The organism is Halococcus agarilyticus (assembly GCF_000334895.1).
Lineage (GTDB): Archaea > Halobacteriota > Halobacteria > Halobacteriales > Halococcaceae > Halococcus > Halococcus agarilyticus.
This window is the reverse complement of sequence record NZ_BAFM01000019.1, coordinates 30,897-56,912: the sequence shown is the minus strand read 5'-3', so window position 1 is coordinate 56,912 and position 26,016 is coordinate 30,897. Positions and strand designations below refer to the sequence as shown.

The following is a 26,016-nucleotide window of genomic DNA, read 5'->3' as shown; positions in this document are numbered from 1 at the left end:
CACGATCGCTCGCCCGAGACGGCCTCGACGCTCGCGCCCTACATCGCGATCCTCGCGGTGGTGAGCGTGATCTACGGCGCGATGCTCGCACTCGCCCAGCAGGATCTCAAACGGATCGTGGCGTACTCCTCCATCTCGTCGATGGGGTTCGTCATTCTCGGCCTCGTGGCGTACACCGAGTTCGGGCTGGGCGGGGCGACCTTCCAGATGATCTCTCACGGGCTCATCTCGGGGCTGCTGTTCGCGTGTGTCGGCGTGATCTACAACACCACCCACTCCCGGATGGTGGGCGACATGGCGGGACTCGCCGACCGGATGCCGGTCACGACGACCCTGTTCGTCGCGGGCTGTTTCGCCTACATGGGGCTGCCGTTCATGGCGGGCTTCATGGGCGAGTACTTCATCTTCCAGGGCTCGTTCGCCGCCGACTTCGCGGGCTCGATGATCTACACCGCGATCGCGATGTTCGGGATCGTGATCGTGGCGGGCTACCTGCTGTACGCGATGCAGCGCACGCTGTTCGGCGAGTTCCGGCTCGACACGGACTACACGATCGGCCGGGCCGCCTTCCACGACGTGGTGCCGCTCGCGGTGCTCGTGGTCTGCATCATCGGGCTCGGCACCGCGCCCGACGTGTTCTTCGGGATGATCCAGGACGCGGTCGGTCCGCTGCTGGGGGGTGGTGCCTGAATGGCACCCCTTCCTGAATGGACCGCGCTCGCGCCGACGCTGCTGCTCGGTCTGACCGCGCTCGCGCTGTTCGTGATCGACAGCGTCGACCCGCGCTCGAAGAACCGGACGCTGCTCTCGGGGACCGCGACGGTCGGCTCGCTGGCCGCGCTCGTCGCTGCCGGCGCGCTCCTCGTCACCGGGACGGGAACCAACGGTGGCGTGCAGTTCTACAACGGTCAGCTCGTCGTCGACGGGATGAGCCTCTTCTTCACGGTGATCTTCACGAGCGTCGCGACGCTCGTCACGATCGCGAGCTACGACTACCTCGCGGGCGAGGCCGAACAGGCCGAGTACTACGTGCTCGTGGTGCTCGCCGCGACCGGGATGACGCTGCTCGCCTCCGCGGGGAGTCTCGCGGTCGCGTTCGTGAGCCTCGAACTCGTCTCGCTGCCGACGTACGCGCTGGTGGCGTTCATGAAGGACAATCGTGGCAGCGTCGAGGCGGGATTGAAGTACTTCCTGATCGGGGCGCTCTCCTCGGCGATCTTCGCGTACGGGATCAGCCTCGTCTACGCCGCCACGGGGAGCCTCCTCTTCAGCGACGTCGCCGAGGCCGCCGCCGGGACCGAGCTCACGGGCGTGCTCGGCATGGGCGTGCTGATGGTGCTCGGCGGATTCGCGTTCAAGACCGCGAGCGTCCCCTTCCACTTCTGGGCCCCGGAGGCGTACGAGGGTGCGCCGGCCCCGATCTCGGCGTTCCTCTCGTCGGCCTCGAAGGCCGCCGGGTTCGTCATCGCGTTCCGGGTGTTCATCGTGGCGTTCGGACTCGACATCACCTCGAGCATCGACTGGGTGCTCGCCTTCCAGATTCTCGCGATCGTGACGATGACGCTCGGCAACTTCGCGGCCGCGACTCAGGACAACGTGAAGCGGATGCTCGCGTACTCGTCGGTCGGCCAGGCGGGCTACGTCCTGATCGGGCTCGCGGCGCTCGGCGGCGGGCAGGACTCGTTCGTGCTCGGGATGAGCATGACCCACCTGTTCGTCTACGGGTTCATGAACACCGGGGCCTTCCTGTTCGTCGCGCTGGTCGAGCACTGGGGCTCCGTGGGGAGGACGTTCGAGGACTACAACGGTCTCGGGCGCGAGGCACCGGTCGCGTGCCTCGCGATGACGGTGTTCATGTTTAGCCTCGCGGGGATCCCGCTCGGTGCGGGCTTCCTCTCGAAGTACTTCCTGTTCTACGCGGCGGTGGGGTCGGGGTTCTGGTGGCTCGCCGCCGTCGGGGTCGTCAACAGCGTGCTCTCGCTGTACTACTACCTCCGGGTCGTGAAGGCGATGTGGCTCGACGACCCCACCAGCGAGATCTCGCTCAACGACTACCCGATCGGGCTGTACACCGCGGTCGTCGCTGCCGGCCTGGTGACGGTGCTGCTGATCCCCGCGTTCGGGTTCGTCACCGATCCGGCGGTCGACGCTGCCGCCGCGCTGTTCTCCTGATTCTTCGGTTGTCGCGTTCTCCTCAACCGGGAGGTGCAGGGCGTTCCGTGAGTTGCTGATCGAAGGTCATCAGCTCGATAGCGCCTGGTATCATTCACCGTGTACAGAGCATAGAGTCGATCCGTACTGGCGATGAGCGTTCGAACGGTATCGGTCTGGCGGTGCTGTGCGGTTGGCGGTGCGGAGGCGGAAGGAAGCCACGCGGCCGCGTTCATCGCGGCCGCACGGGGAGGGACGGGGGCTTCAGCGCGTGCCGCCACGAGGCGCGTAGCGCCTCGGCCCGTGAGCAGACGCGACAGCGCGGGTCGCGCAATGCAGGCCTGGTGGTGCTGAAAAATCGGAGATTTTTCGCATGCCAAAAACGCCGCGCAGCGGCGTTTTTGAGCAACATGATAAGGGCGAGGAACCGCCGTCAGGCGTCCGGCCGACCGTAGGGAGGCCGGATGCGCGGGCCACCGGCCCCGCAGTTCCGAGGGCTTTCAGGGCGTGATAACGGCCCGACCCTCGATCTCGCCGTGCTCGAGCTTCGCGGCGACGTCGTTGATCTCGTCGAGCCCGTACCGAGAGGTCCGGAGATCGACGTCGCCGCGTTCGACCAGCGCGACGAGCTCCTGGAGTTCGGTGTACTGGCCGACGAGCGTGCCACGATAGCTGAACTCGCCGTTGACGAGCGCCTGGGCGGGTTCGTGGACGTGACCGCCGTAGCCGACGACGTGGTGGTCGCCGCCGGCCGCGACGACATCGGGTGCGAGCGCGGTGGTCGCGTCGCTACCGACGAAGTCGAGCACTTGCTGTGCGCCGACGCCGTCGGTGATCGATTCGATCTCGCTCGCGACGTCCGCCGAGTCGGGATTCACGGTGTGATGCGCCCCGAGATCGGTCGCCAGATCGAGCGCGCCGTCCTTGAGATCGACCGCGGTGATGGTAGTGGCGCTCATCGCGTCGAGACACTGCAGCCCGATGTGGCCGAGCCCACCGATCCCGACGACGACCGCGTGATCGCCCGGATTCAGCTCGTCGACGGCCTTTTTCACCGCGTGGTAGGCCGTGATGCCCGCGTCGGCATGAGGCGCGATGTCGGTGGTGTCGATGCCGTCGGGCAGCGGGATGACGGCACGCTCGTTCGTGAGCAGCGACTCGGCGAACCCCCCATCAGTACTGAGCCCCGGAAAGGCGACGTTCTCACAGTACATGTCCTCGCCGAGCCGACAGGGACGGCAGGTGCCGCAAGTCATTACCGGGTGGCAGATCACCTGGTCGCCCTCCGCGACCACCGAGACGCCGTCGCCGACTTCGACTACCGTGCCGGCGTTCTCGTGGCCGAGGATCATCGGGAGATTCTGGGGCATATACTGCTCCCACATCCCCTCGATGACGTGGTTGTCCGTCTGGCACCAGCCTGCCCCCTCGATGTCGACGACCACGTGATCGGCCCGGCTCACCTGCGGCGCGTCGACGTCGTCGATCGCGAGCGCGTCGTCCATCTCCTCGGTGTACTCGTGGAGCCTGGCTGCTTGCATGGTAGCACACACCGGTACTCCGGTCATCGGCAAAAGTGTTCGTGACGTCCATCCGTGGCGTCAACCGGCCACACAACCCGTCCGAACGAAACTACGGCTGACTATGCCGAAAAATTGCCAAAGATATATTGTTGCGTGTGACCATTCATCATTCGCCATGTACCGGCACGACGGCGAGGACGTGTTCGTCATCGATTCGCACATCCATCACTGGGATGCGAGCGAGGAGAACATCGTCCACGAGGGAGGCGAACAGTTCATTCAGTGCTTCTACGACTATCACTCGGCGTTCACACCCGAGGAGCGCCTCTGGGACATGGACGAGTATCGCCAGTACAGCGCCGATCGGATGGTGGAGGACCTCTTCCGGGACGGCCACGCGGACATGGGCATCTTCCAGCCGACGTATCTCGGCGAGTTCTACGAGGACGGGTTCAACACCATCGAGGACAACGCCCACCTCACGGAGGAGTACCCCGAACGGTTCGTCCTCAACGGACGATTCGACCCGCGCGAGGGCGAGACAGGGCTCGAAGAGCTCGAACGCCAGAAGGACGAACACGACATTCAGGGTGTCAAACTGTACACCGCCGAGTGGAACGGCGACTCGAAAGGGTGGCGGCTCGATTCGGAGGAATCGTTCGACTACCTCGAAAAGTGCGCCGAGTTGGGAATCACGAACATTCACGCCCACAAGGGACCGACGATCCGCCCCCTGAATCGTGACGCCTTCGACGTGGCCGACGTGGACGACGCCGCGACGTCGTTCCCGGAACTCAATTTCATCGTCGAGCACGTCGGGTTCCCCCGGTTCGACGACTTCGCCCACATCGGAGCCCAGGAGACCAACGTCTACGGCGGGCTGGCGGTCGTCGCGCCGATGGCACATGCACGCCCGCGGAAGTTCGGCGAGATCATGGGCGAGCTCCTCTTCTGGGTCGGCGAGGACAACCTCTTGTTCGGGAGCGACTACGCGCTCTGGGAGCCCGAATGGGTGGTCGAGGCGGTGATGGACGCCGAACTCACCGCGGACCAGCGCGCCGAGTTCGGTGTCGAACTCACTCACGACGTGAAGAAGAAGATCATGGGCGAAAACGCCGCGGAGCTCTACGATATCGACATCGAGGCAAAAAAGGACGAGCTCCACGACGACGCCATCAGCGCGGAGTTCGACATGGGTGAACAGTACGGGGAGACCGCCGCCGACGACTAATGGCGACAACTACCCGTCCGACACAGGCCGCCGTCCGTGACCGGCTCGATCGAGTCGACGATCCCGAACTCGACGAGTCGATCGTCGAACTCGACTACATCCGCGACCTCGCCATCGATGCGTCCGTGGTGACGGTGGAGCTCGTGCTGCCGACGGCGTGGTGTTCGCCCGCGTTCGCGTGGATGATGGCGACCGGCGCGCGCGACGAAGTGTCGGCCCTTCCGGACGTCGAGAAGTGCGTGGTCCGGCTCAGAGACCACATGCACGAAGACGAGATCAACCACGGCGTGAACGAGAGGCTGGCCTTCGAGGACGCCTTCCCCGACGCCGAGGACGGCCTCGCGGACGTGCGACGAACGCTCGACGAGAAGGCCCGGATGGGTCGGCAGTACCGCGCGATCGAGGCGCTGCTCGATGCCGGGATCGACCCCGAACAGATCGCCGCGCTCCGGCGTGCGGACGTCTCCCTCGATGACGAGCAGACACTCGTCTCGCTCGCCGACGGTGGTCTCGTGGTGTCGGTGTCGGCGGATCCGGTGGTCGAGTACCTTCGGAAAGCGGCGGCGACCGGTCTCGTGACCGGCCCGACGGACCGGCTGTTTGCGACGCCCGAGGGCGAGCCGATTTCGCCCGACGAGTTCGATCGCGTGCAGCATCGTGCGCGGCTTGCAAAGACGAACGCGACCGGGCAGGGAAGCATCTGTTCGGCACTCAACGAGGCGCGCAACGGCGTCGAAGGGGCGGACTGAGCCAGTCGCCGCTCAATCCGATCGTGCGAGGCCGTACCGACCTTCGTCGGTCCACTCGGCTTTCTCCCACCCGCAGTGCGGACACGACTCCTCGCGCCAGTCGAACGCCTCGCTACAGCGCTGGCACAGCACCATCCGCGGCGGACTGTCCTCGGCGAGCTGCCGTTCGTCGTCGTCCGGCATACGCCGGATCATGCGTCGTGGTACCAAAACTGTTCGGGCGTCGACTGCGGGGCACTCGCCACCATAGACCCTGCCGGTCAGCGGAGCCCTCGTCTACCCCGACGCTATCGTCCCTATCGGGACCGCACACGCGGCGTACCGCTTCCCGGTGGTTTAGGAAGTACCCGCTCCTGTCCCGCGTATGCAACTTCACTGGCACCGGCGCGACCTCCGCGCGGCGGACAATCGCGCGCTCGCCGCGGCCGCCGACGATGGTCCCGTCCTTCCGGTCTTCGTCTTCGATCCCGACGTGCTGGAACACGCCGTTCCGCCACGGATGGCGTTCCTGCACGACGCGCTCGCCTGGCTCCGCGAGTGGTACCGTGAGCGGGGCAGCGACCTGATCATCGTCCGGGGCAACCCTGCCGAGGAACTTCCAGACCTCGCCGACGAGCACGGGGTCGATGGTGTAGTCTGGAATCACGATTACACGGGCCTCGCTCAGAAGCGCGACGAGGCGGTTCGTGCGGCGCTCGACGAGGCGGGCGTCGACCACGAGGCGTTCCACGACGCGGTGCATCACGAGCCAGGCACCATCACCACGAACGACGGCGATCCCTACGCGGTGTTCTCCTATTTCGGCGACAAGTGGCTCGACCGCGAGAAGGACGATCCCCTTCCCACGCCCGACGCCGACGCGCTCGCCGACGTGGCGGGCGACGCGCTTCCCGAGATCGACGAGCTGGGGTTCGAGGAGCCCGACACGAACCTTCCCCCGGCGGGCACCGAGGCGGCACGCGAGCGTCTCGATCGGTTCTGCGAGTCGGCGATCTTCGAGTACGACGAGGAGCGCGAATATCCCGCGCGTGCGGGAACGTCGCGGCTCTCTCAGGACCTCAAGTACGGCACCATCGGGATCCGTGAGGTCACGGAGCGCACCGCGGCGGCGCTGGACGACGCCGAAAACGGGGAAGAACGCGAGGCGATCGAAACGTATCAGGAGGAGCTCGCCTGGCGCGAGTTCTACACGCAAGTCACCTACTTCAACCCGCACGTGGTGACGCGGAACTACCAGGAGTTCGAAAACGAGATCGAATGGCGTGACGACGCCGAGGACCTCGCGGCGTGGAAGGCCGGCGAGACGGGCTACCCCATCGTCGACGCCGGCATGCGCCAGCTCCGCGTGGAGGCGTACATGCACAACCGCGTCCGGATGATCGTCGCCTCCTTTCTCACGAAGGACCTCCTGCTCGACTGGCGTGCGGGCTACGACCACTTCCGCGAGCGACTCGTCGACCACGACACCGCGAACGACAACGGCGGCTGGCAGTGGGCCGCCTCGACCGGGACGGACGCCCAGCCCTATTTTCGAGTTTTCAACCCGATGACCCAGGGCGAGCGCTACGATCCCGACGCAGAGTATATCACGACGTACGTCCCGGAACTCGACGGCGTCGATCCCGACGACATCCACTCGTGGCACGAACTCGGTAGTGAGGAGCGTGAGGAGCTCGCCCCCGAGTATCCCGCACCGATCTGCGACCACGGCGAGCGCCGCGAGGAAGCGATCGCGATGTTTGAGCGGGCGCGCGGCGACGACGAATGACCGATGGAGAGCAACGAGACCGTCGGAAATCGGTAGCGGGTGATGCCGGAACGAGGTGGTTTTGTTGACGAGTAGACTCACCACCGCGGATTCCGTCGCAAGTGAGAACCGCACCGCAACCGCCACACGCCTCCCGCACCCACTTTTTTACTTCGTCGGGTGCGCTCGCTCATTTCATTCTCTCGCGCACCGCTCCTCGCAAAAACCTGGACTAAAAACACCCGCTCACTCGCGTTGCTCGTTCGCGGTTCGATTGCTGACACCCACCGCCCAGCACCGCAACCGCCACACGCCTCCCCAACCGATTCGCTCCGCTCGTTTCGCTCACGGGTCGCTTTGCTCCCCGTTCGCTTGGCGACCCTCGCTTCGCTCATCCCTCACGCGGGTCGTGCGCTCCGCGCTCACGGGTCGCTTGCGCTCCCCGTTCGTGCGTCCGGCGGCCCTCGCTCGGCTCGCGCCGCCTGCACACTCCCGCGCGCCGTCCGCCATCAGCAACGTTAGCCGACACAGACCATGTGGGATGGTATCACTCATTCCTCAACCTTTAACAGCTATCGCGTCGATGTACCGGGTGGAGGATTTGATCATGTCTGAACACTCGAACGCGGAGCTTCCACCGCTTCCGTACGACTACGACGCGCTCGAACCGCACATCTCGGAGCAGGTGCTCAACTGGCACCACGACACCCACCATCAGGGGTACGTCAACGGGCTCAACAGCGCCGAGGAGACGCTCGCCGAGAACCGGTCGTCGGGCGATTACGGCTCGACCGGCGGCGCGCTCGGCGACGTGACTCACAACGGCTGTGGGCACTACCTCCACACCATGTTCTGGGAGAACATGAGTCCCGACGGCGGCGGCGAACCCTCGGGGGAGCTCGCCGACCGCATCGAGGAGGACTTCGGCTCCTACGAGGGCTGGAAGGGCGAGTTCGAGGCCGCCGCGTCGGCTGCCTCGGGCTGGGCACTCCTGATCTACGATCCGGTTGCAGACCAGCTTCGCAATGTAGCGGTCGACAACCACGACGAGGGCGCGCTCTGGGGAGCCCATCCCGTGCTCGCGCTCGACGTCTGGGAGCACTCGTACTACTACGACTACGGTCCCGACCGTGGCAGCTTCGTCGACGCCTTCTTCGAGGTCGTCGACTGGGACGCCGCCGCGGACAACTTCGAGAAGACCACGTCGAACCACGAGTAGTTCCCGAACTCACGATTTTTGGCGCACTCGACCACCCAGCCACAGCTCCAGGCACGGAGCCGAACCGACCGCCCAGCCATCAGTAGCGCCGCGAGCACGGCCACACCGCCGAGGATTTAGGCCCGTTCGACGTAGCGATCGCATGCCCCGACCGAAATCGTCGTTCGACCGCGTGCGCCCCTTCGAGTTCCGGACCCCCGATGAGGTGCTCGATCCCGAAACGATGTACTCTGTTTACGAGATCGCGCGCCTCCTCCAGGGGCTCGATCCCGAGGCCGAACTCGACGTCGAGACCGAGGACGTGCTGCTCGACTGGGCGATCCCGTGGATGGTCGCAAACGCCGACGCGCTCTGTTTCGCCGAACCCGCGAGCGACGACGAACCGGGTCACTATGGAGTACGCTGAATTCTGAATATGTGACGGACGATTCTCGTCGTAATTTTGTGCCGAATCGGCCCGATCTTCGAGTCGTATTCTGAGCGACTTGCCCGTATTTTTCTGGACGATACTTGATCAGGGTGATGTCCGGTGACTACGCCTGCCCTTCCGCTATCGAGTCACGAACGGCTGGCCGTGTGGGCACTTGGAGTTGATACCCGGTGTGGTCGGTCACCTGCCACGATAGCGGTTCACTACAGAGAGGCCGCCAACCACCGCGAAGACCAAACCGACTCCGACGAACAGCAGTGGCGAGTTCGACGTCCGGTTTTTCAGAAACGCGTTCCCCGGGTCGTCGGGGGCGACGTATGCGGTGGCTGTCTCGCCCGTCTCGTAGTCATCGAGAACGGACCGGGCCGCATCCTCCGTGTCGTAGTTCCTGGTGATCTCCGCGGGGAAGACGTTCGTACTCGTGTACGAGGTCGCTTGATACTCGTAGGCGAACTGGACTGTCGGCGTGAAATCGGCACCGCCACTACTGCTAGACGAGACGGACTCGACCCCGACCTCGGTGATTTCGGCGTCGACCTCGACCGAGTTCTCGACCGCGTCGGATTGCTGGAGGTAGTCGTAGGCTCCGTAGCCGGACGCCGCGAGGCCGACGACCAACAGCAGGACCGCTCCCCGAAACGTGTTCGGACCGTCGATAGAGAACCCGGATTCGTCAGACACGGCGACTACCCCCTCTCACTCCCGATTAGTTCCCTGGCGAAGGGATACTCCCACGCGGTCCCGGTGATCGCCTTGAACGTGGCGAACAACATGAAGAAGAACGTCGCCATCCACGAGAGAATGGCGAGGAGCAGCAGGAGACCACCGACGATCCCGAACGCGCTTCCGAGAGAGCCTGGCAGCGGCGACCACTCCATAGTGTTCCCGCCAATAGTCATCGTGTCCGCGCCGAGTAGAAAGACACCAAACGCAACGAGCGTGAGGACGAGAATTGTCAGATACCAGTTCAACACGTTTCGCGCGTTCGCTCGGGTGAAGTCGTGGTCGGAGATCAAATAGATCAATCCGGGGCCAACGACTACCGTCAGAAATCCGAGCAAGTGGACGAAAATGCCCGAAAGGGTACGCTCGTTCAGTAGCTCTGGACCAGGTCTAGGTTTGGATTCGTTCGAACTCATGATGATCGTGTGGCATCAGTCGTCTGTCTGTCTATGCGCTTGGGAGCGGGTTCAGCCGCCCGTACCGTGACCGAACCCACGAGACCGCCCGTTCAGTGACGAGGGTAAGGGTGCTCACCGCGAGCACGTTGAATGCTGTCCCCCAAAGAGGGATACCGCTCCCGAAAACAACGTCAAGCCCGAGCACCGAAAGGACGGCTCCAAGCGCCAGCAGGAGTAACGTCAACTGATAGCCGGCGAGGACCAGCGTTCTGATACCTGCCGTTTCCTGCATCGTGAGAAACCCGCGCATGGAGAGGCGATCGAGCGGAGACTCCATAGTGAGAGCACGCTGTCCTTCCGGGGAAAGCGGCCAGTTCGATTCCGGATAGTCGATGTAGTACAGAGTCTCCGATTCGGGGTACGCTTCTGTGGCCACGATATCAAGCTCCCGCAGCTCGTTCAATCGGTTTCGAACCGTGGCCTTGCTGATGTCCGGTTTCACCCGCGACTGAACCTGTCGGGCGGAGAAGAACGGCCGCTCCGCGTCCAACATCGTCGCAACTACATGGCGCTGCGTCAGCGAGTTGTCGAGGTTTCTGTCGATGCGACTGTCAATCCAGTCCGGGAGAGCTGCCACGGTGATCCGGGGTAAGGAAAGGGGGGAATATAAAACACCGAGTGGATTTCGCGGCCGCGAATCGCCGATTTGCGGCCACGAATCCGGCCAACGCTCTCCGCCCGCTGGAGTGTCGCTTCAATTGATGTTTAGATGACTGTTCGACGTTTCCAGAACTGCGGAATAGTATACTTCAAAACATAAGACCGTAGAACAACCACAATTCAGGGTACTGTATAGGTTGAGTTCATCGATCCGAACACCCGTCGAGTCGCTTATTAGTCGGCGACGCCTACCGTCGGGCGTGTCAGAAGCGGTGACCGCCCTGCTGTCCGAGTGGTTGGTTCTCAGCGCGATCCTCGCCCTGGGCTCCATCGTGGTCGTCGCGAGCGTGTTCGTCGTCGGCGCGCGACTGTTCCCGACCACAGTACGGCATTCGGCGCGGCTCACCGGCGAGGGAAAGCGCCGGCGTGAGATCCGCGAGTATCTCCAGTCGATCGACGAGCCGTTCGCCGAGGAGCATCCGGTCTGTGGCGAGGCGGTTGCTTTCTATCTCCCGAAGCATGACGTCGCGATCACGTTCGACGCACGGGCGTACTACCGGATCCAGCGTGCGGAGACGCACGCCGTTCTCGTCGAGCACGAACTCCCCGGTGTTCATCTCGGTTCGCGACTGCCGTTCGACACCCCCGATCTCGCACTCGACGAAGGCACCGGAGTCGATCCTGCGAACGCCGCCTTCGGGGTGCTCGGCCTCCCGGCAGGCGCGAGCGTCGCCGAGGTCAAGACGGCCTACCGCGAGAAGGTGAAGCAGGTCCATCCGGATCACGGCGGCGATCACGAGGAGTTTCGCCGGGTGCGCGAGGCGTACACGACCGCGAAAGAACACGCCGGGTAGCGCGTCGCGGGCGCGGTCGAACGGGTGTTCCACGATCCCAAACTACGCCTTCGTCAGCGCCAGGCGGTAGTAGCCGGCGTCGGTTCGGACTTCGGCGACGCTCCAGCCAGTACCGACGGCCGCCTCGCGGACACGATCGGGACTGAACAGGCGGAAATGTAGTGTTTCGCCCACCTCGTCCCCGTACTCGAAGTGCAGCACCCGGTGGGCGAGGCCTGGGGTCGGGTCGGAACGGTAGCCGAGCAGGTCCTCGCCCTCCCAGTCGGGATCGTAGCCGTCGAGCACCGCGCTCGCGTCGGGCGTCGTCACGAACGCGAGGTCACCGAGAAACCGGCGCAGTCCCTGCATCGATCCCGCGAGCCCCACCTGGGTGCCGATGGCGAGCGCCGACCCGAACCGGTCGCGGTCGAACGTCTCGCGGAGCGCGAACATGTCCCCGACGCGGGCGTCGCGGACGCCGCGCTCGCGCATCGTTGCCACGAGGTGTGCCGACGGTTCGATGGCGACTGTCTCGAAGCGTTCTTGGAAGTAGAGCGCGTCCCGGCCCGCACCCATGTCGAGCAGCGGTCCGTCGAGCCACGACGCGCGCCACGCGCCCGCGTCGCTCTCGGGGTCGAATTCGCCGAAGTAGAACTCCTCGATCGGGTGGTCACGGGTCGTCGCGCCGTCCCGATCGATCAGCGGTTCGTCCTGTTCGCCGCGATGGAAGTCGCGGATGGCGCGACCGAACGGATCGGTGGTCGTCACATAGTGTGACACACTAGCAATTGTAATAAGAGTGTGACGAAAGGCGGTAACGAGTCGCATCCGTTCGTCGGGGCTATCCGTTTCGCGCCCGGAGGCCGGGTGATGGACGTGGCGTTCGCGGACCGGGCGGTCCACCTCCCCGAGAGCGATACGCTCGTGCTCGCGGACCTCCATCTCGGGCGCGGCGCGAGCGCGAACGTCGAGGTGCCGCTCCCCGAGACCGACGTTCCGTCGCGGATCGGCGCGCTGTGCGAGCGGTTTTCGCCCGCGACGGTCGTCCTCGCTGGCGACGTGCTCCACGCCTTTTCACACGTTCCGGCCGCGGCGCGCGAGACGTTTCGGGAGGTCAAAGCAGGCGTCGAGGAGGCTGGCGCACGGCTGGTCATCACATCGGGCAACCACGATACGATGCTCGATGGGGTCTGGGACGGCCCGGCCCCGGCCGCGTTCTCTGCGGGAGAAACGACCATTCTCCACGGCCACGAACCGCCCGAGCGCGAGGCCGAGCGATACGTCGTCGGTCACGACCACCCGAAGATCGCTATCGAGGGCGACGACTGGCCCTGCTATCTCCTCGGCAACGGCGTCTACTGCGGCGCGGACGTGCTGGTTCTCCCGGCGTTCACCCGGCTCGCGGGCGGCGTCGCGGTCAACGGTGGCCACGGTCGCGGAACGCTCGAACGCTCGCCGCTGGTCACCGACATCGATCGGTTCCGGCCCGTGGTCCGCGACGAGGACGCGGAGGAGACGGTCGAATTCCCTCCCCTGGGTGCGTTCCGGGAGCTACTCTGAGTCGAGGACCGCGCGGGCGGCCGCGCGACCGCTGTCCATCGCGGCGTGGATCGACGACCACCGGGTGTGATCGCCGGCGAGATAGACCGATCCATCCGGAGCGTCGACGGCCGGCGTGTCGCGATAGAAGCCAGGCGGCTGAGCGATCTGAGCGAACGGGATCCGGTCGGTGTGGAGATGGGCGAGGTCGTCGAAGCGTCGCTCGGGGTACCACGCTGCGAGCGTCCGCTCGACCTGTCTGGCGAGTTCGTCGTCGCTCTCGTCGGGATTGCCGAGAAAGGTCGCGCTCAGGAGTTCCCGGCCCTCGGGAGCGTACTCGGAGGCCACCGCCGAAAGCGGTGCGACGTGGTTCGGGCCGTCCTCTTCGGCGTTGAGCAGGAGTTTCCGACCGGTGTCGAGCGCGTCGTGAGTGGGGAAGGAGAAGTACTGGGTCACGCAGCCGCGGGCGTCGGTCGGGATCGACGCGACGCCGGTGAGGTCCCTGGCGGCCCGTGGATCGGTGGCGACCACGACCGCGTCCGCCGTGTGGGTCTCGCTATCGGTCTCGACGGTCGCGCCGCTGTTCGAGGCAACGTTCTCACCGGCCGAACCATCGGTTTCGATCGTCTCGACCGGCGTATCGAGCGCGATTTCGGCTCCGGCGTCGCGGGCGGCGTCGGCGAGCTGTGCGGGGATCGCGCCCATTCCGTCGGCGGGGATCGCGATCGATCCCTCGGCGAGCATCCGGAAGGTGTAGCCGAACACCGCGGCCGAGGTCGAGAGGCTCCGATCGAGCGTGATCCCGCCGTAGAAGGGGGCGAAAAACCGCTCGACGAACGGCTCCGAGAATCCCCGATCGGCGAGGAGTGCGCGGATCGATCGGTCCTCGCCCGTGAACAGGTCGGCCTCGTCCCGTTCGCCGAACTCGCGGCGGAGCGAGAGCACCCGGAGCTTGTCGAAGAGCGTGGGATCGCGGTTGAACAGCGTTTCGGTGAGCGAGCCGGGATCGCGGAGCGGGTCGGCGAGGGTGGTTCGGTGTCCCGGCCGCGCGATCGTCGCGCCGGGCGTGAACTCGCGGAGGTCGAGGGAGGAGAGATCGAGTTCGCGCTTCGCGGCGGGGTAGGCCGTGAACAACACCTGGAAGCCACGATCGAGAACGAACCCGTCCTCGTGGCGGCTCCGAACGCGGCCGCCGACCGCCTCTCGGCGCTCGAACATCTGGACGTCGATCCCCGCGCGGCCGAGGTGACGGGCCGCGACCAGGCCCGCGAGCCCGCCGCCGACGACGATGACCCGGGTCATGGATCGGCTCCGACCGCCGGGAACAAAACGCCTCCCATCGGTCCGGACGGCGTGTCACGAACTGGAGACACAACCGTGCGGTTGGCGCACGGCTGCGCGGCGCTCCGGCGGAGCGCCGTGCAACTCTCGTGCGAGGGATGAGCACCACAGCGAGCGAAGCGAGCGAGGAGCGCAGTCGGCTGGGGAGGCGTGTGGCTTGCGGTTCTCACTTGCGTCGGCAACAGTGCGGTCTCGGAAGCCGTATCGAGACTGGCGACTCGGAGTAGTGTTGGCGATACCGATTCGGGTCGGTTTCGTCGACAACGATGAGCGGACGGGAACCCATTTGTCGCCGGCGATGCTCCGAAGCGTATGGAGACGACCGCGGCGTTCGACGGGCTCGGATGCACCGACTGCGGCGAGCGGTTCGACGCCGAGTCGGTGACTCACGACTGTCCCGAGTGCGGTGGCATCCTCAATCCACGCTACGACTACGCGGAGCTCGATCTCACACAGACGGACCTTGACGCCAGGCCGTTCGATGGCCAGTGGCGCTACGAGGAACTCCTCCCGATCCCGCGCGCGGCGGCGGTGACGATGGACGAGGGTACCACCCCCTTGATCGAGTGTCCCGCGCTCGCCGACGAACTCGGCGTCTCACGACTACTCATCAAGGACGAGGGCCGGAACCCGACGGGCTCGTTCAAGGACCGCGGCCACGCGCTCGCGGTGTCGGCCGCGCGCGAACACGGCGCGAGCGACATCGTGCTCACGTCGGCTGGCAACGCCGGTCAGTCGGCCGCGGCGTACGCCGCCCGTGCGGGCCTCGACTCGCACGTGTTCGTCCCCTCACGGGCGAACTTCGTCAACAAGGCGATGATCAACGTCCACGGCGGCGACATGACCGTGGTCGAGGGCCGCTTCGAGGACGCCGCCGCGGCCTGCGCCGACGCGATGGCAGGCGAGGACTGGTACTCCACGAGTTCGTTCACGACGCCGTACCGCCACGAGGGCAAGAAGACGATGTACTACGAGATCGCAGAACAGCTCGACTGGGCAGTCCCGGACCGGATCGTCTACCCCACCGGCGGCGGTGTAGGCCTCGTCGGGATGCACAAGGGCGCGAAGGAGTTCCACGACCTCGGGCTCACCGACGACCTGCCCGCGATGTACGCCGCCCAGTCGAGCGGCTGCGCGCCGATCGTCGAGGCGTGGAACGAGGGCGACGCGATCCACGAGACGTGGGATACGCCCGACACGATCTGTGGCGGGATCGAGATTCCCGACCCCGGGGCGAGCCCGCTGATCCTCGACGCGCTCCGCGAGTCGGAGGGCGGCGCGGTCGCGACCCCCGACGAGGACATCCTCGACAGCGCGATCACGGTGGCCCAGCACGAGGGGATCGAGATGGGCGCGACCTGCGCGGCGGCCGCGAGCGGTGCGTGGGAGCTCGCCGAGCGGGACGAGTTCGAGAGCGACGACACGGTGGTGCTCATGAACACCGCCACCGGTAACAAGGAGGACGACATCCTCCGGAGCCACCTGATGGGGAAAGGCGTCTAACGACTTCGTTCTCGTGGAGACGGTCGTTGGTGGGTCGGTGTCGGGCGATTTCGTACTCGGGCCATCGAGACAGAATGCAGGACGGGTTCCGTACTGCAATATCACGCTGTGGGGATTCGTTACTGGTCAGGACCCCGTTGACCGCCCGTGGCTGCTCCGGCGTTCGGTTCTCTGTGTCTCGTCGATCGGATCCTCGATGTCGCCCATGACCTCCTCGAAGGCATCGGTTGCGGTCAACAGTCCGACGATCTCTCCACCGTCCTCGACCAGCGCGAGCTCCTGGTTTTCGGCCTGGAACCGGTCGACCGCGTCGCTGATCTCCTCGTCGGCCGGTAGCGTCATCGTCGGCGCAGCGACCGCCTCGATGCCGATCTCGTCGTTCAGGAGGGCATCGAAGTTGTTCGTGATCGCGGGAAGGTAGACGATCCCGCGGAAATCGTTCTCGTCTTCCCCGAGAAGCGGGTAGCGAGACCGTGAGTGGTCCTCCATGATCACGAGGTTCTCCTCGAAGGTGTTCTCGGTCGACAGCGCGGCGATGTCTTCGCGCGGGATCATGATCCCCTGTACCGGTGCGTCGCCGGCGACGAGCGCGTTCATCACCTCCTCGCGCCGTTCGTCGTCGATGTCGCTCTCGTCGAGCACCGATTCGAAGCGCTTGTAGAGGTCCGCACGCCCCTCGACCTCGTCCTCGCCGGATTCGAGCCACGCGCCGGTCATCTCCACGCCGAACAGCCCGAGCGTCCACTTCGCCGCCCCATCTCCAAACGTGATGACCGGCCAGGTGATCCGCGTGAACCAGTACAGCGGCGTCGCGCCGTACCGACACACCTGCTTCGAGCGCTCGACCCCCAGATAGGTCGGTGCTTGCTCCCCGTGGGTGAGATGGAGGAGGTTGATGATGAGAAACGCGAGAATCGCTCCCGCACCGAACGACGCGAGAACCGTCCCGCCGAACAGCGGCTCGAAGATGGCTGCGAGCGCGGGCTCGGCCACGATACCGACCGCGATGCTCGAAGAGGTGATCCCGACCTGACAGCTAGTCAGGTAGATCTCCAAGCTCTCGGTCATCTCCCACGCGCGTTCGAGACCGGCAACCCCCGGTTCGACGAACTCCGATTCGGTGTACTGCTGGGCGCGCGTCAGGCCGAACTCGATGGCGACGAAAAAGCCGTTGGCGAGGATCAACGCGACCCCCGCGACGAGTCGGATGGTGAGCTCGGTCGGGTTCATCGCCATAGCCCCGTGAACGATCGGGTCGAAGGCATCGTGTCACTCGATACGCGAAACCGTCGGACTCCGGAGGTCTCGATCACGTCGGATCACCTGATGAATCGATGCCCAGCGAGTTCTCCCGGTTCCGTGCTTGATCGTAGACATCGATGGGGTCTTCGAGCTCGCCCATGACCTCCTCGAAGGCGTCGGTGGCGGTGAGGAGGCCGACGATCTCGCCGTCCTCTGTCACGAGCGCGAGTTCCTGATTCTCGTCTTGGAACCGGTCGATCGCGTCGCTGACCTCCTCGTCGGCCGGCAGCGTCATTGGCGGCGCGGCAATCTCCTCGATCCCGGTCTCGCCGTCCCGGAACGCCTCGAAGTGGTTGGTGAGCTCCGCCAGATAGACGATCCCACGGAGATCACCGTCGTCATCGCCGAACAACGGGAACCGGAGGTGGGGGTTGTCCTCGACGATTGCGACGTTCTCCGCGGGTGTGTTCTCGGTCGAGAGCGCGGCGATTTCCTCGCGCGGCACCATGACGTTCCGAACGGTCATCTCACCCACAGCCAACGCGTTCATCACCTCCTCGTGGCGCTCCTCGGGAAGGTCGCCCTCGGCGAGCACCGATCCCAGCTGGCGGTGGAGATCCGCACGGCCCTCGATCACGTCGACCTCTGATTCGAGCCACGCGCCGGTCATCTCCACGCCGAACAGTTTGAGCGTCCATTTCGCGACTATATCACCGAGATCGAGGATCGGTCGGATGCTCCGCGTGAACCAGTACAGCGGGGTCGCGCCGTACCGACAGACCTGCTTCGAGCGCTCGACGCCGAGGTAGGTGGGGGTCTGCTCGCCATAGACCTTGTGTACCAGGCTCACGATGAGGAACGCCAAGAGCACGCCCGCGCCGATCGACGCGAGAACCGTCCCGCTAAACAGCGGCTCGAAGATCGCCGCGAGCGCCGGTTCGGCCACGATACCCAGCGAGACGCTGGCCGCGGTGATCCCGACCTGACAACCCGTGAGGTAGATCTCGAGCTCCTCGGTCATCGCCCACGCGCGTTCGAGACCGCGAACACCTGGCTCGACGAACGCCGACTCCGAGTACTGTCGCGCACGGGTGAGGGCGAACTCGATGGTGACGAAGAACCCGTTCGCGAGGACGAGCAAGACACCGGCAACGAGCCGGACACCGATCTCGGTTGCGTTCATTGACTATGGGTGCGACTCGTTTCTCGCTCCACACGTTAGAAAGCAGCGATCGTCCGGGAGCACATGTACCGTCGTATCGGATCGATGTGAGAGTATCTCGCAACTGCTGTTCTGATAGAACTCGGTGGACAGTGTTAATGGCGAGGGTAGCGAACGCAGGGGTGAATGGCGATCCGTGACCTCGACGCCCTGGATGGACGGATACTGCATGCGCTCCAGGAGGACGGGCGGCACACCTCGTCGAGTGACATCGCAGCGTCGCTCGACGTGTCGGCGAGCACCGTTCGGAACCGCATCCAGCGACTCGAATCGGACGAGGTGATCAGCGGCTACCACGCGGACGTCGACTACGAGGCCGCGGGATTCCAACTGTACACGCTCATCGTCTGTACGGCTCCGATTCCGGAACGCGAGGAGCTCGCAGCGGCGGCAGCCGACGTCCCCGGTGTCGTGGAGGTACAGGAAGTGATGACCGGCGAGGCGAACGTGCTCGTCCGCGCGATCGGCGTCGATGGCGACGATCTCAGCCGGATCGGGGAGGAGCTGGACGAGCTCGGCCTCGGGGTTTCGGACGAGGATCTGATCCGGAACACCCATCGCAGCCCGTACTCCGGGTTCGAGAGCCAGCACGAGGAATAACTGCGGGAGTCGACCGAGACGATAGTGGATTGCCTTCGGAGCAGCCACGATGGTCGGCTCGTCGGGCCCGCCGACGTGACTCGGCCGCGTTTCGATGGCGACGGTGTCTTCGGACTCGTGCGCACCGGAGAGCCGCCCACGACGGCTGACGCCACCGTGGGCACGGTCCCCGGCTCTTCACTCCTCTCTCGCTCGGGCGACCGAACCGCGTTGACACGTATCAACACGATGAACACCTTATTCACGCCGACCGTCGTACACGGGACGATGACGCCGAAGACGCCTGCACGCGTCGGTCTCGCGAACAGTCTCGATCGGGCCATCCGACGAGCGTAGCCGATGGCGGTTCTCGAAGCCGTGACGACGGTGCTCGCCGGCGCGGTGTTCGGACTGGCGATCGCCGCGCCGCCTGGCCCGATGAACGCGATCATCGCCGAGGAGAGCGTTCTCAGGGGGTGGACCGCGGGCTTTTGGGCGGGACTCGGCGCGCTGACCGCGGACGCCTGCTTCTTCGTCCTTGCCCTGTTCGGCGCGGTCGCGGTGGTCGAGCGGTTCCCGGTCGTGCGCGGCCTCGCGTTCGCGGTCGGCGGTGCGTTGATGCTCTATTTCGCCTACACCGCGGCGCGGGACGCGACCGCTTCGACCGCGGAGGCGGCCCCCGAGGGCTCGCGAGGGTTCCGGAAGGCGTTCGTGCTCGCGCTCACCAACCCCTACCAGATCGTCTTCTGGCTCACCGTCGGCGTCGGCCTGCTCGAACCGGGCCGGATCGACGTGCTCGCGGCGCTGCCGTCGATCGGCGAGGCGCTCTCGGGCGTGCTCGTGGTCTCTACGGGAAGCCCGACGCTCCTCGTCGGCTTCTTCGCCGGGATCGTGGTCTGGATCGTGGGGTTTCCGGCGACCCTCGTTGCGGCCGAACGCCGGGCGACCGGCGTCGGGCCGACGATAGCCTACGCGAGCGCGCTCGTGCTCGCGGTGTTCGGACTCGTCTTCCTGGGCGAGGCGACGTCGGTGCTCGGCGGATCGCTCGCGTGAGCTCGGCGGCTCACTCCTCGCCGTCGACGTCCATCCCGGCGACCTCGTCTTCGAGCCACTCGCGCAGCCACGTCACCCGCTTGCGGCGCTGGTGGGCGATGCTCACGGCCTCGTCGCTCTCGACCCGCGAGGCCACGCTCTCGCCGCGCTCGGTCACCCGATCGACCATCTCGGCGGCGTCCATGTGGGTTCGGGACTCGTAGCCCATCCGGAGCACCAGCAGTATCGCGCCGTTCGCCCCCACCTTGTCGAGCAGGTCGGCCTCGATGAGACACCGGGTTTCGAGCGGGAGCTCGCCGAGCGGGCCCTGGTAGGAGTGATCCGCGACCGCCGTACACACCTCCTCGACGAACGAATCGGGGTACTCGCCCTGGGAGTCGAGGTACTCGCGTGCGACGCGTGCGCCCGCCTCGGCGTGGTAGTCCTGTTCGGCTTCGAGCTTCGAGACGTCGTGGAACAACGCGGCCACCCGGACCACGTCGACGTTCGCGCCCTCGGCTTCGGCGATCTCGGTGGCGATCGCGACCACGTTTCGGATGTGGTTGAACCGGTACGCCGCCGAATGCCACGGGTACCACCGCATCCGGCCACCCTCCTCCTCGTTGTTGACGCTGGCCGCGAGGTAATCGCCGACGAACGCCTCCATCGCCTCGAACGCTTCGGCCGAGACCGGCGACTCCCTTACCTCGACACCCAACGTGATCCCCTCCGAAATCCTCGTACGATGTTCATGTTAGTCGTCTAGACGAATGTTCGACCCTTTAGCGTTACGACACCGTCGTTCGGTGGATCGGTCATCCCGCTCCACGATCGAAATATCTCTCTTCTAATCTTTTGCGCCTCACGGGGCGGGCGTGGTGTTTTCATCGATGGCTCCCTACGCCGGCCATGAACGTCCGCGATGTCGTGCCGCGCGACGCGATCCCGAGCATCGACGAACCCGCGTTCGCCGAAACCTACGACGGTGACCCGGACGACGAGGCCATCGTGATCGATTTCGAGGGCGCGCCCGCTCGGGCGTACCCGCTCGGGATCCTCCACTACCACGAGATCGTCAACGACGAGGTCGCGGGACGGCCGATCGCGGTGACGTGGTGCCCGCTGTGTGCGAGCGCGGTCGTCTACGACCGAACCGTGGACGGACGAGCCCTGGAGTTCGGGGTCTCCGAGAGTGACACGAGCGGAGGCTCGAAAGACAGCCTCGTGCTGTCTTTCGGCGTGTCGGGCAAGCTCGCCGACGACGACCTCGTGCTCTACGACCGCGAGACCGACTCCGAGTGGAAGCAGTCGCTCGGCGAGTGTATCGCGGGCGAGTTCGAGGGGCGGGCGCTCACCGTGCTCCCCGCAAGCGTGACCACCGTCGAGCGGTTTCGTCGGGATCACAGGGGTGGAGGGGTGCTCGTGCCGCCGGGCGGCCGGAGCGAGGCGAGCGGCGACGGCCCCGAGATGGCCCCGATCGAGTACGACGCCGCCCCCTACGAGCGATACTTCGCGGGCGACGGGTTCGGGCTCGCGGCCCACCGCGGCGACGGCTCGCGCGAGTGGGGCCGCGACGACCTCGCCCCCAAGGAGATCGTGCTCGGGATCGAGCGCGACGGAACGGCCCTCGGCGTCCCGCGCTCGCGCGTCGTCGGGGCCGACGCCGACCGCGAGAACGCACGAGGGCCGGAAGACGAGGCCACCGACGACGCGACGACCGAAAGCGGGGTCGTCACGGTAACGATTGGCGACCTACCGATCGTGGTGTTCGCCACGCCGGACGGGATGGCCGCGTTCGAGAGCCCCGGATACGCGTTCACGTCGACCGACGACCCGCACGCGTTCGACGGCGACGGAACGCGGTGGAACGGCGCGACCGGCGAGAGCACAGACGGACGAAACCTCGCGCGGGTGCCGACCCGTCGGCTGTTCGCGTTCGCCTGGCAGGACGATCACGGCCCGGAGGCGTTCTACGGGGAGTGATCCACAGCCGTCCGCCGTGACCACGCGACGGCGGCCGATCGGCACCGGGGTTTATGCCCGCGACCGTCGAAGCGGTCGCATGGAGATCCGTGAAGCCACCCGCGACGACGGCGAAGCGATCAGACGGATCGCGCGGGACTCGATGGAGGCGTCGTACTCGCTCAGCCCCCGGGCGATCGAGAGCGCGATCACCGAGTGGTACGACGACGAGAGCCTCGGGACGACGATCGACGAGCCCGACGCGCTGATTCTCGTCGCCGAGGACGAGGGCGAGGTCCGAGGGTTCTCCGAAAGCGATCTCGTGGCCGAGGGCGGCAACGGCGACCTGCTCTGGCTCCACGTCGATCCGGCCTACCGCGGCGGCGGGGTCGGAACCGAGCTGTTCGAGGCGACCCGGGAGGCGCTGTTCGACATGGGGGCGGCCCAGCTCCGCGCGAAGGTCATCGAGGACAACGCGGAGGGCAACGACTTCTACGAGGACTTCGAGTTCGAGATGGTCGACACGGACGAAGTCACCATCGACGACGAGACCTACCGCGAGAACATCTACATGAAAGCCGGCACCGTCGCGGCCGATCCCGGACCCGACATCGCCGAGGGACCCGTGACGACCCCCGACGGTCAGGAGATGTACGTCAACGAAGAGGAGATCGAGCGCGGCTCGAAGGGCCCCTTCTTCACGAGCTACACTCAGCCCGACTTCGACGAGGAGCACAAGTACGGCTACTTCTGTGCGAACTGCGAGACCCTCGACAACGCGATGGACACGATGGGTCGGGTGAAGTGCAACGACTGCGGCAATCTCCGGAAGGCGACCCGGTGGGACGCGACCTACGGGTGATCGGCCGAACCGGCACCGAGACCGACGGGAGTAGCCGAAACTCCCCTGAACGAGTGGCTGTCTTCTCCGAACGTGCCGACAGTGCGGTCACGAGGGCGTGCCGTAGTGACGGAGCACGCGCTTCGTCGCCGCCTCGTGGAGCTCTTCGGAGATCGAACCGGTGGCGTACTCCCGATGGAGATGCCAGAGCGCCACCGCCTCGGGTTCGCGATCGTCTAGGACGACTTCGACCGAAACCGGGTCCGTCTCGACCCCGAGAACGAACGCTCTCGGCCGTGATCCGTGGGTCCGGAACGCGTGATAGAGCCTGTAGGCGGCGTACGCGCAGACGAGCCCGATCGGCAACGCTACCGCCGCCCACGAGACACCGCCCGTGGACAGCAGGGCGACGAAGACGGCGAACACGACGGCGGACACCAGATGCCCCTCGTTCAGATCATGGCGGTCCACGGAACGCATCGCCTCCCATCTCGCTTTCACGTACGGCCCGTTGTCGATCGCCTGGTTCCGGGCGGCGCGTTCGATCGCCGCGTCGTCGCCCTCGGCGGCCGCCTGGCGGAGCTGTTCCGGCGGAAGCGACTCCTCGCGCCACGCGAGCTGGTCGCCGAGGAGCACGAACTCGCGGGTCGTGGTCAGGCGCTCCGCGACGTCGATGGCGGTCGCCGCGAGGTCACGGGCGTCCTCGTCGAACGGCCGGATCCGCTCCGTGGTCGCCTCGTCCTCGTGTTCTGCCTGGTCTTCGGTCGACATGAACTCCCTCGGTGTCCTCGCTGGCGTTCGAGTCCGTCGATTCGTTCGCTACGTACAGTATCCGCCCTCGGTCAAAAAAGTGTGACTGGTCCGTGCATCGTTCGACCGAGAGCGGCCTCAAACGTCGTCGGGGGTCGCGTGGACCGTTAGATCAACCGGTCGAGACTCGCCCTCGATGTCGGCGACGATCCGCTCGACCACGCGCTCGGCTTCGCGTTCGATCAGCGGCTTTACCTTCTCGACCACCCACGACAGCGAGACGAGGCGCGGGAGATCGAGCCCGCTCGGGTCGACCGAGTCGGCGTCGAACTCGATCCGGAGGCGGACCTCCGAGGCGTGCTCGCGCCCCGCCCGGTCGACGCGCTCGACCGTCCAGCGGCCACGGGCGTCGATGTCCTTCACGATCCGCCAGTCGATCCGGTTCGGCGGATCGACTTCGGTGACGCGCGAGCGGGCCGTGTAGGTGAGCTTCCACCACGCGAAGTGGAGGTCGTAGATCGTGCCGGGCGAGCCGTCGCCACGATTCTCGACGCCGGTGAGGTACTCGGAGTAGTTCGCGTAGCCGGGGAAATCGAGGAGGAACCCGTAGGTCTCCTCGGGCGGCAGATAGACCACGGTGCTGACTTCGACGCTATCCACGACAACGCCTCGCGCCGCCGCCCCGTAAGCGTTCCCCCTCCCGATTTCCGGGGAGTGACGCGGCTTCCGGTCGGCGATTCGCGCGACATCGTTCCACGGTCCGTGCGCGCGATACCGGGAGATACATACGCACCCGATCTGTACGAACGCGACGACTGATGGGCTCACTCTGGGGTTTCGGCGATGACGGGACGGACGACCACCGTGCGCTGCTCGTCGGCGTCGTGGTCGTGGCGCTGCTCGCGGCCGGGACACTGGTCGGTGTGGCGGGTGCGCAGAGCGCGGGGAACGGCACGGTCGGCGTCGACTCGTGCCGAACGATCGACTCGTCGGGAGAGTACGTCCTGACCGCAAACGTCACCGGCGGCGAGGGCAACTGCATCACGATCGCGGCGAGCGACGTGACGCTCGACGGCGCGGGCCACACGCTGGAGGGGAGCGGGTCGGGCCACGCGATCCACGCCAACGGGACCGCGCGCGCGGTCGAGAACGTCACCGTCCGGCGGATCCAGACGAGCAACTGGACGGTCGGCGTGTTCTACCTCGGCGTCGTGGACAGCACGATCAGGGGGACGATCGCGAACAACAACACCGAGGGGATCAAGCTCGCACGGGCGACCGGAAACCGGCTGGTCGACAACACCGCGTACGCGAACGGGCTCGGGATGGCGATCGGCGGCCAGAGCCAGAACAACACGCTTCGGGGCAACGTCGCGGTCGAGAACAAGTGGGGCATCCACTTCGAGCGCGACAGCCCGAACAACACGGTGGTCGACAACGCCGCTCGGAACAACTCCCGGTGGGACTACTACTCGCTCCGCAACGGCGGCACGAACACCGTCACTGACCTCCGACTCGCGGTCACGACGGTCTCTTTCACCGAGCGGAACGTCGGTCTCCGCTCGACGACCGACCCACCCGAGATCCCTCAGGACACCCGTAGCCTCGGGACGTTCGTCGAGACGACGGGCACCGGCGGTGCGGGATCGGAAGTCTCGCTGACGATGGGGTACGACAACCCCAACGGCTCGTCGGTCGTGGTGTACCGCAACGACGGCGAGTTCTGGGCGGACGTCGACAGAGCCACGATCGACGCGTCGTCGAGCACGGTGACGGTCCCCAACATCACGGAGTTCGGAACGTTCGCACCGCTCGCGGCCGTCCCCGGCGCATCCGGCGGATCGGTGAACGTGTCGGCCGGCGCGTCGCCGTCGGTCCAGCGAACGCTGACGCCGGTCGCGTCGCCGCCGACGGTGAGCACCACAACGGAGAACGTGACAGCGAACACCACGGCGACGCCACCCGGCAACGTGACAGCGAACACCACGACGACTGACGGGACGACGGCGAGCGACGTCGCGGTGGGCGATCCGCCGACGAACGCTACCTCGCCGACGACGACCGGTATGCCGACGACCACCGACACGCCGGAGACGATCGCGCCGTCGAACGACACGGCCACGAACGGCTCGACGACCCCACCGCCCGAGACTGGCGAGAGCGAGGGGACGAGCGCCTCGATCTTCGGCGTCGCCCGGCTCGTCCTCGTTCTCCTCGGTGTCGTCGGACTCGCCGTCCTCGGCGTGGCCGCGGTTCGCCAGACTCGCTGATCTCGATTCTACGGTCGTCCTTGGAGAGCGGACTTCGATCGGAGTCGGAATGGCGAGTCACGCCACCGTCG

Annotated in this window: 27 protein-coding genes; 15 read left to right on the top strand and 12 right to left on the bottom strand. The window is 66.0% G+C overall.

The genetic code is table 11. The features are described from left to right. Together TX76_RS14205 and TX76_RS14200 are read left to right on the top strand one after the other, a co-directional pair. Nucleotides 1-690: complex I subunit 4 family protein (locus TX76_RS14205; protein WP_267462369.1), on the top strand; the 690-nt coding region annotated here is incomplete at its 5' end. After that, nucleotides 691-2,172, top strand: a complete 1,482-nt coding sequence (locus TX76_RS14200; protein WP_049903277.1) for an NADH-quinone oxidoreductase subunit N — start codon at nt 691-693, stop codon at nt 2,170-2,172. It begins immediately after the preceding gene. Between the two features lie 479 nt (nt 2,173-2,651). On the opposite strand, the gene TX76_RS14195 is transcribed toward TX76_RS14200, so the two are convergent. Beyond that, on the bottom strand, nt 2,652-3,692 hold the full coding sequence (locus TX76_RS14195) for an NAD(P)-dependent alcohol dehydrogenase (RefSeq protein ID WP_049903276.1): 1,041 nt from the start codon (nt 3,690-3,692) through the stop codon (nt 2,652-2,654). Between the two features lie 157 nt (nt 3,693-3,849). Between TX76_RS14195 and TX76_RS14190 the strand changes: the two genes are divergently transcribed. Together TX76_RS14190 and TX76_RS14185 are read left to right on the top strand one after the other, a co-directional pair. Next, on the top strand, nt 3,850-4,905 hold the full coding sequence (locus tag TX76_RS14190) for an amidohydrolase family protein (RefSeq protein WP_049903274.1): 1,056 nt from the start codon (nt 3,850-3,852) through the stop codon (nt 4,903-4,905). Then, entirely contained in the window at nt 4,905-5,654 is a 750-nt protein-coding gene (locus TX76_RS14185) for an iron-sulfur cluster assembly protein (protein WP_049903273.1), read from the top strand. The genes TX76_RS14190 and TX76_RS14185 overlap by 1 nt, the downstream gene beginning before the upstream one ends. A gap of 12 nt (nt 5,655-5,666) precedes the next feature. Here TX76_RS14185 and TX76_RS17710 read toward each other — a convergent pair whose 3' ends face one another. Continuing rightward, nucleotides 5,667-5,837 carry a hypothetical protein gene (locus TX76_RS17710; RefSeq protein WP_228842384.1) on the bottom strand — a complete coding sequence of 57 codons (171 nt, stop codon included), beginning with the start codon at nt 5,835-5,837 and terminating at the stop codon, nt 5,667-5,669. Between the two features lie 181 nt (nt 5,838-6,018). Between TX76_RS17710 and TX76_RS14180 the strand changes: the two genes are divergently transcribed. From TX76_RS14180 to TX76_RS14170, 3 genes are all read left to right on the top strand, one after another. Then, nucleotides 6,019-7,422, top strand: a complete 1,404-nt coding sequence (locus TX76_RS14180) for a cryptochrome/photolyase family protein (protein WP_049903272.1) — start codon at nt 6,019-6,021, stop codon at nt 7,420-7,422. A gap of 586 nt (nt 7,423-8,008) precedes the next feature. Then, the gene (sod, locus tag TX76_RS14175) at nt 8,009-8,620 is read left to right on the top strand and encodes a superoxide dismutase (RefSeq protein ID WP_049903287.1); all 612 of its coding nucleotides are present in this window, start codon (nt 8,009-8,011) and stop codon (nt 8,618-8,620) included. Nucleotides 8,621-8,762: 142 nt separating this feature from the next. Then, nucleotides 8,763-9,026: a DUF5827 family protein gene (locus TX76_RS14170; RefSeq protein ID WP_049903269.1), complete on the top strand. Its 264-nt coding sequence runs from the start codon at nt 8,763-8,765 to the stop codon at nt 9,024-9,026. A 204-nt stretch (nt 9,027-9,230) separates the two neighbouring features. Here the strand turns inward: TX76_RS14170 and TX76_RS14165 are convergent, their stop codons facing one another. Genes TX76_RS14165 through TX76_RS14155 form a run of 3 tightly spaced genes read right to left on the bottom strand, consistent with a single transcriptional unit; the run spans nt 9,231 to nt 10,808 of the window. Continuing rightward, nucleotides 9,231-9,731, bottom strand: coding sequence for a DUF3592 domain-containing protein (locus TX76_RS14165; protein WP_049903267.1), 501 nt, complete (start codon nt 9,729-9,731; stop codon nt 9,231-9,233). Between the two features lie 5 nt (nt 9,732-9,736). Next, nucleotides 9,737-10,189: a DUF4870 domain-containing protein gene (locus TX76_RS14160; RefSeq protein WP_079890845.1), complete on the bottom strand. Its 453-nt coding sequence runs from the start codon at nt 10,187-10,189 to the stop codon at nt 9,737-9,739. Between the two features lie 31 nt (nt 10,190-10,220). Beyond that, nucleotides 10,221-10,808, bottom strand: a complete 588-nt coding sequence (locus TX76_RS14155) for a helix-turn-helix domain-containing protein (RefSeq protein WP_049903265.1) — start codon at nt 10,806-10,808, stop codon at nt 10,221-10,223. 283 nt (nt 10,809-11,091) lie between these two features. Between TX76_RS14155 and TX76_RS14150 the strand changes: the two genes are divergently transcribed. After that, nucleotides 11,092-11,685, top strand: coding sequence for a J domain-containing protein (locus tag TX76_RS14150; protein WP_195156071.1), 594 nt, complete (start codon nt 11,092-11,094; stop codon nt 11,683-11,685). A gap of 42 nt (nt 11,686-11,727) precedes the next feature. On the opposite strand, the gene TX76_RS14145 is transcribed toward TX76_RS14150, so the two are convergent. Beyond that, a complete protein-coding gene (locus tag TX76_RS14145; protein ID WP_049903262.1) occupies nt 11,728-12,432 on the bottom strand; it encodes a hypothetical protein in 705 nt (234 codons plus the stop codon). A gap of 102 nt (nt 12,433-12,534) precedes the next feature. Here TX76_RS14145 and TX76_RS14140 point away from each other — a divergent pair, with 102 nt between their 5' ends. Next, the gene (locus TX76_RS14140; RefSeq protein WP_049903260.1) at nt 12,535-13,224 is read left to right on the top strand and encodes a metallophosphoesterase family protein; all 690 of its coding nucleotides are present in this window, start codon (nt 12,535-12,537) and stop codon (nt 13,222-13,224) included. Here TX76_RS14140 and TX76_RS14135 read toward each other — a convergent pair. Next, nucleotides 13,216-14,505, bottom strand: a complete 1,290-nt coding sequence (locus tag TX76_RS14135; RefSeq protein ID WP_049903259.1) for an NAD(P)/FAD-dependent oxidoreductase — start codon at nt 14,503-14,505, stop codon at nt 13,216-13,218. The two genes, TX76_RS14140 and TX76_RS14135, sit on opposite strands and share 9 nt — an antisense overlap. A 351-nt stretch (nt 14,506-14,856) precedes the next feature. Between TX76_RS14135 and TX76_RS14130 the strand changes: the two genes are divergently transcribed. After that, a complete protein-coding gene (locus TX76_RS14130; protein WP_049903258.1) occupies nt 14,857-16,047 on the top strand; it encodes a threonine synthase in 1,191 nt (396 codons plus the stop codon). 126 nt (nt 16,048-16,173) lie between these two features. Here TX76_RS14130 and TX76_RS14125 read toward each other — a convergent pair whose 3' ends face one another. Next, nucleotides 16,174-17,277: a CNNM domain-containing protein gene (locus TX76_RS14125; protein WP_049903285.1), complete on the bottom strand. Its 1,104-nt coding sequence runs from the start codon at nt 17,275-17,277 to the stop codon at nt 16,174-16,176. 79 nt (nt 17,278-17,356) lie between these two features. Then, nucleotides 17,357-18,472, bottom strand: coding sequence for a CNNM domain-containing protein (locus TX76_RS14120; RefSeq protein ID WP_049903256.1), 1,116 nt, complete (start codon nt 18,470-18,472; stop codon nt 17,357-17,359). Nucleotides 18,473-18,637: 165 nt separating this feature from the next. On the opposite strand from TX76_RS14120, the gene TX76_RS14115 reads away from it, so the two are divergent. Together TX76_RS14115 and TX76_RS14105 are read left to right on the top strand one after the other, a co-directional pair. After that, complete coding sequence (locus tag TX76_RS14115) at nt 18,638-19,111, top strand: Lrp/AsnC family transcriptional regulator (RefSeq protein ID WP_049903255.1); 474 nt, start codon at nt 18,638-18,640, stop codon at nt 19,109-19,111. 339 nt (nt 19,112-19,450) lie between these two features. Beyond that, on the top strand, nt 19,451-20,143 hold the full coding sequence (locus TX76_RS14105) for a LysE family translocator (protein ID WP_049903250.1): 693 nt from the start codon (nt 19,451-19,453) through the stop codon (nt 20,141-20,143). 10 nt (nt 20,144-20,153) lie between these two features. Here TX76_RS14105 and TX76_RS14100 read toward each other — a convergent pair whose 3' ends face one another. Next, nucleotides 20,154-20,840 (bottom strand): HD domain-containing protein, encoded by a 687-nt coding sequence (locus TX76_RS14100; protein WP_049903249.1) that lies wholly within the window; start codon nt 20,838-20,840, stop codon nt 20,154-20,156. A 191-nt stretch (nt 20,841-21,031) separates the two neighbouring features. Between TX76_RS14100 and TX76_RS14095 the strand changes: the two genes are divergently transcribed. Next, nucleotides 21,032-22,105, top strand: coding sequence for a DUF3179 domain-containing (seleno)protein (locus tag TX76_RS14095; protein WP_049903248.1), 1,074 nt, complete (start codon nt 21,032-21,034; stop codon nt 22,103-22,105). A 79-nt stretch (nt 22,106-22,184) separates the two neighbouring features. Further along, the gene (locus TX76_RS14090) at nt 22,185-22,946 is read left to right on the top strand and encodes a GNAT family N-acetyltransferase (RefSeq protein WP_049903246.1); all 762 of its coding nucleotides are present in this window, start codon (nt 22,185-22,187) and stop codon (nt 22,944-22,946) included. Between the two features lie 87 nt (nt 22,947-23,033). Here the strand turns inward: TX76_RS14090 and TX76_RS14085 are convergent, their stop codons facing one another. Continuing rightward, a complete protein-coding gene (locus TX76_RS14085; protein WP_049903245.1) occupies nt 23,034-23,696 on the bottom strand; it encodes a hypothetical protein in 663 nt (220 codons plus the stop codon). A 117-nt stretch (nt 23,697-23,813) separates the two neighbouring features. Continuing rightward, nucleotides 23,814-24,335 (bottom strand): SRPBCC family protein, encoded by a 522-nt coding sequence (locus TX76_RS14080; RefSeq protein ID WP_049903243.1) that lies wholly within the window; start codon nt 24,333-24,335, stop codon nt 23,814-23,816. Between the two features lie 158 nt (nt 24,336-24,493). Here TX76_RS14080 and TX76_RS14075 point away from each other — a divergent pair, with 158 nt between their 5' ends. Next, a complete protein-coding gene (locus tag TX76_RS14075) occupies nt 24,494-25,945 on the top strand; it encodes a NosD domain-containing protein (RefSeq protein WP_049903241.1) in 1,452 nt (483 codons plus the stop codon). Nucleotides 25,946-26,016: the final 71 nt, after the last annotated feature.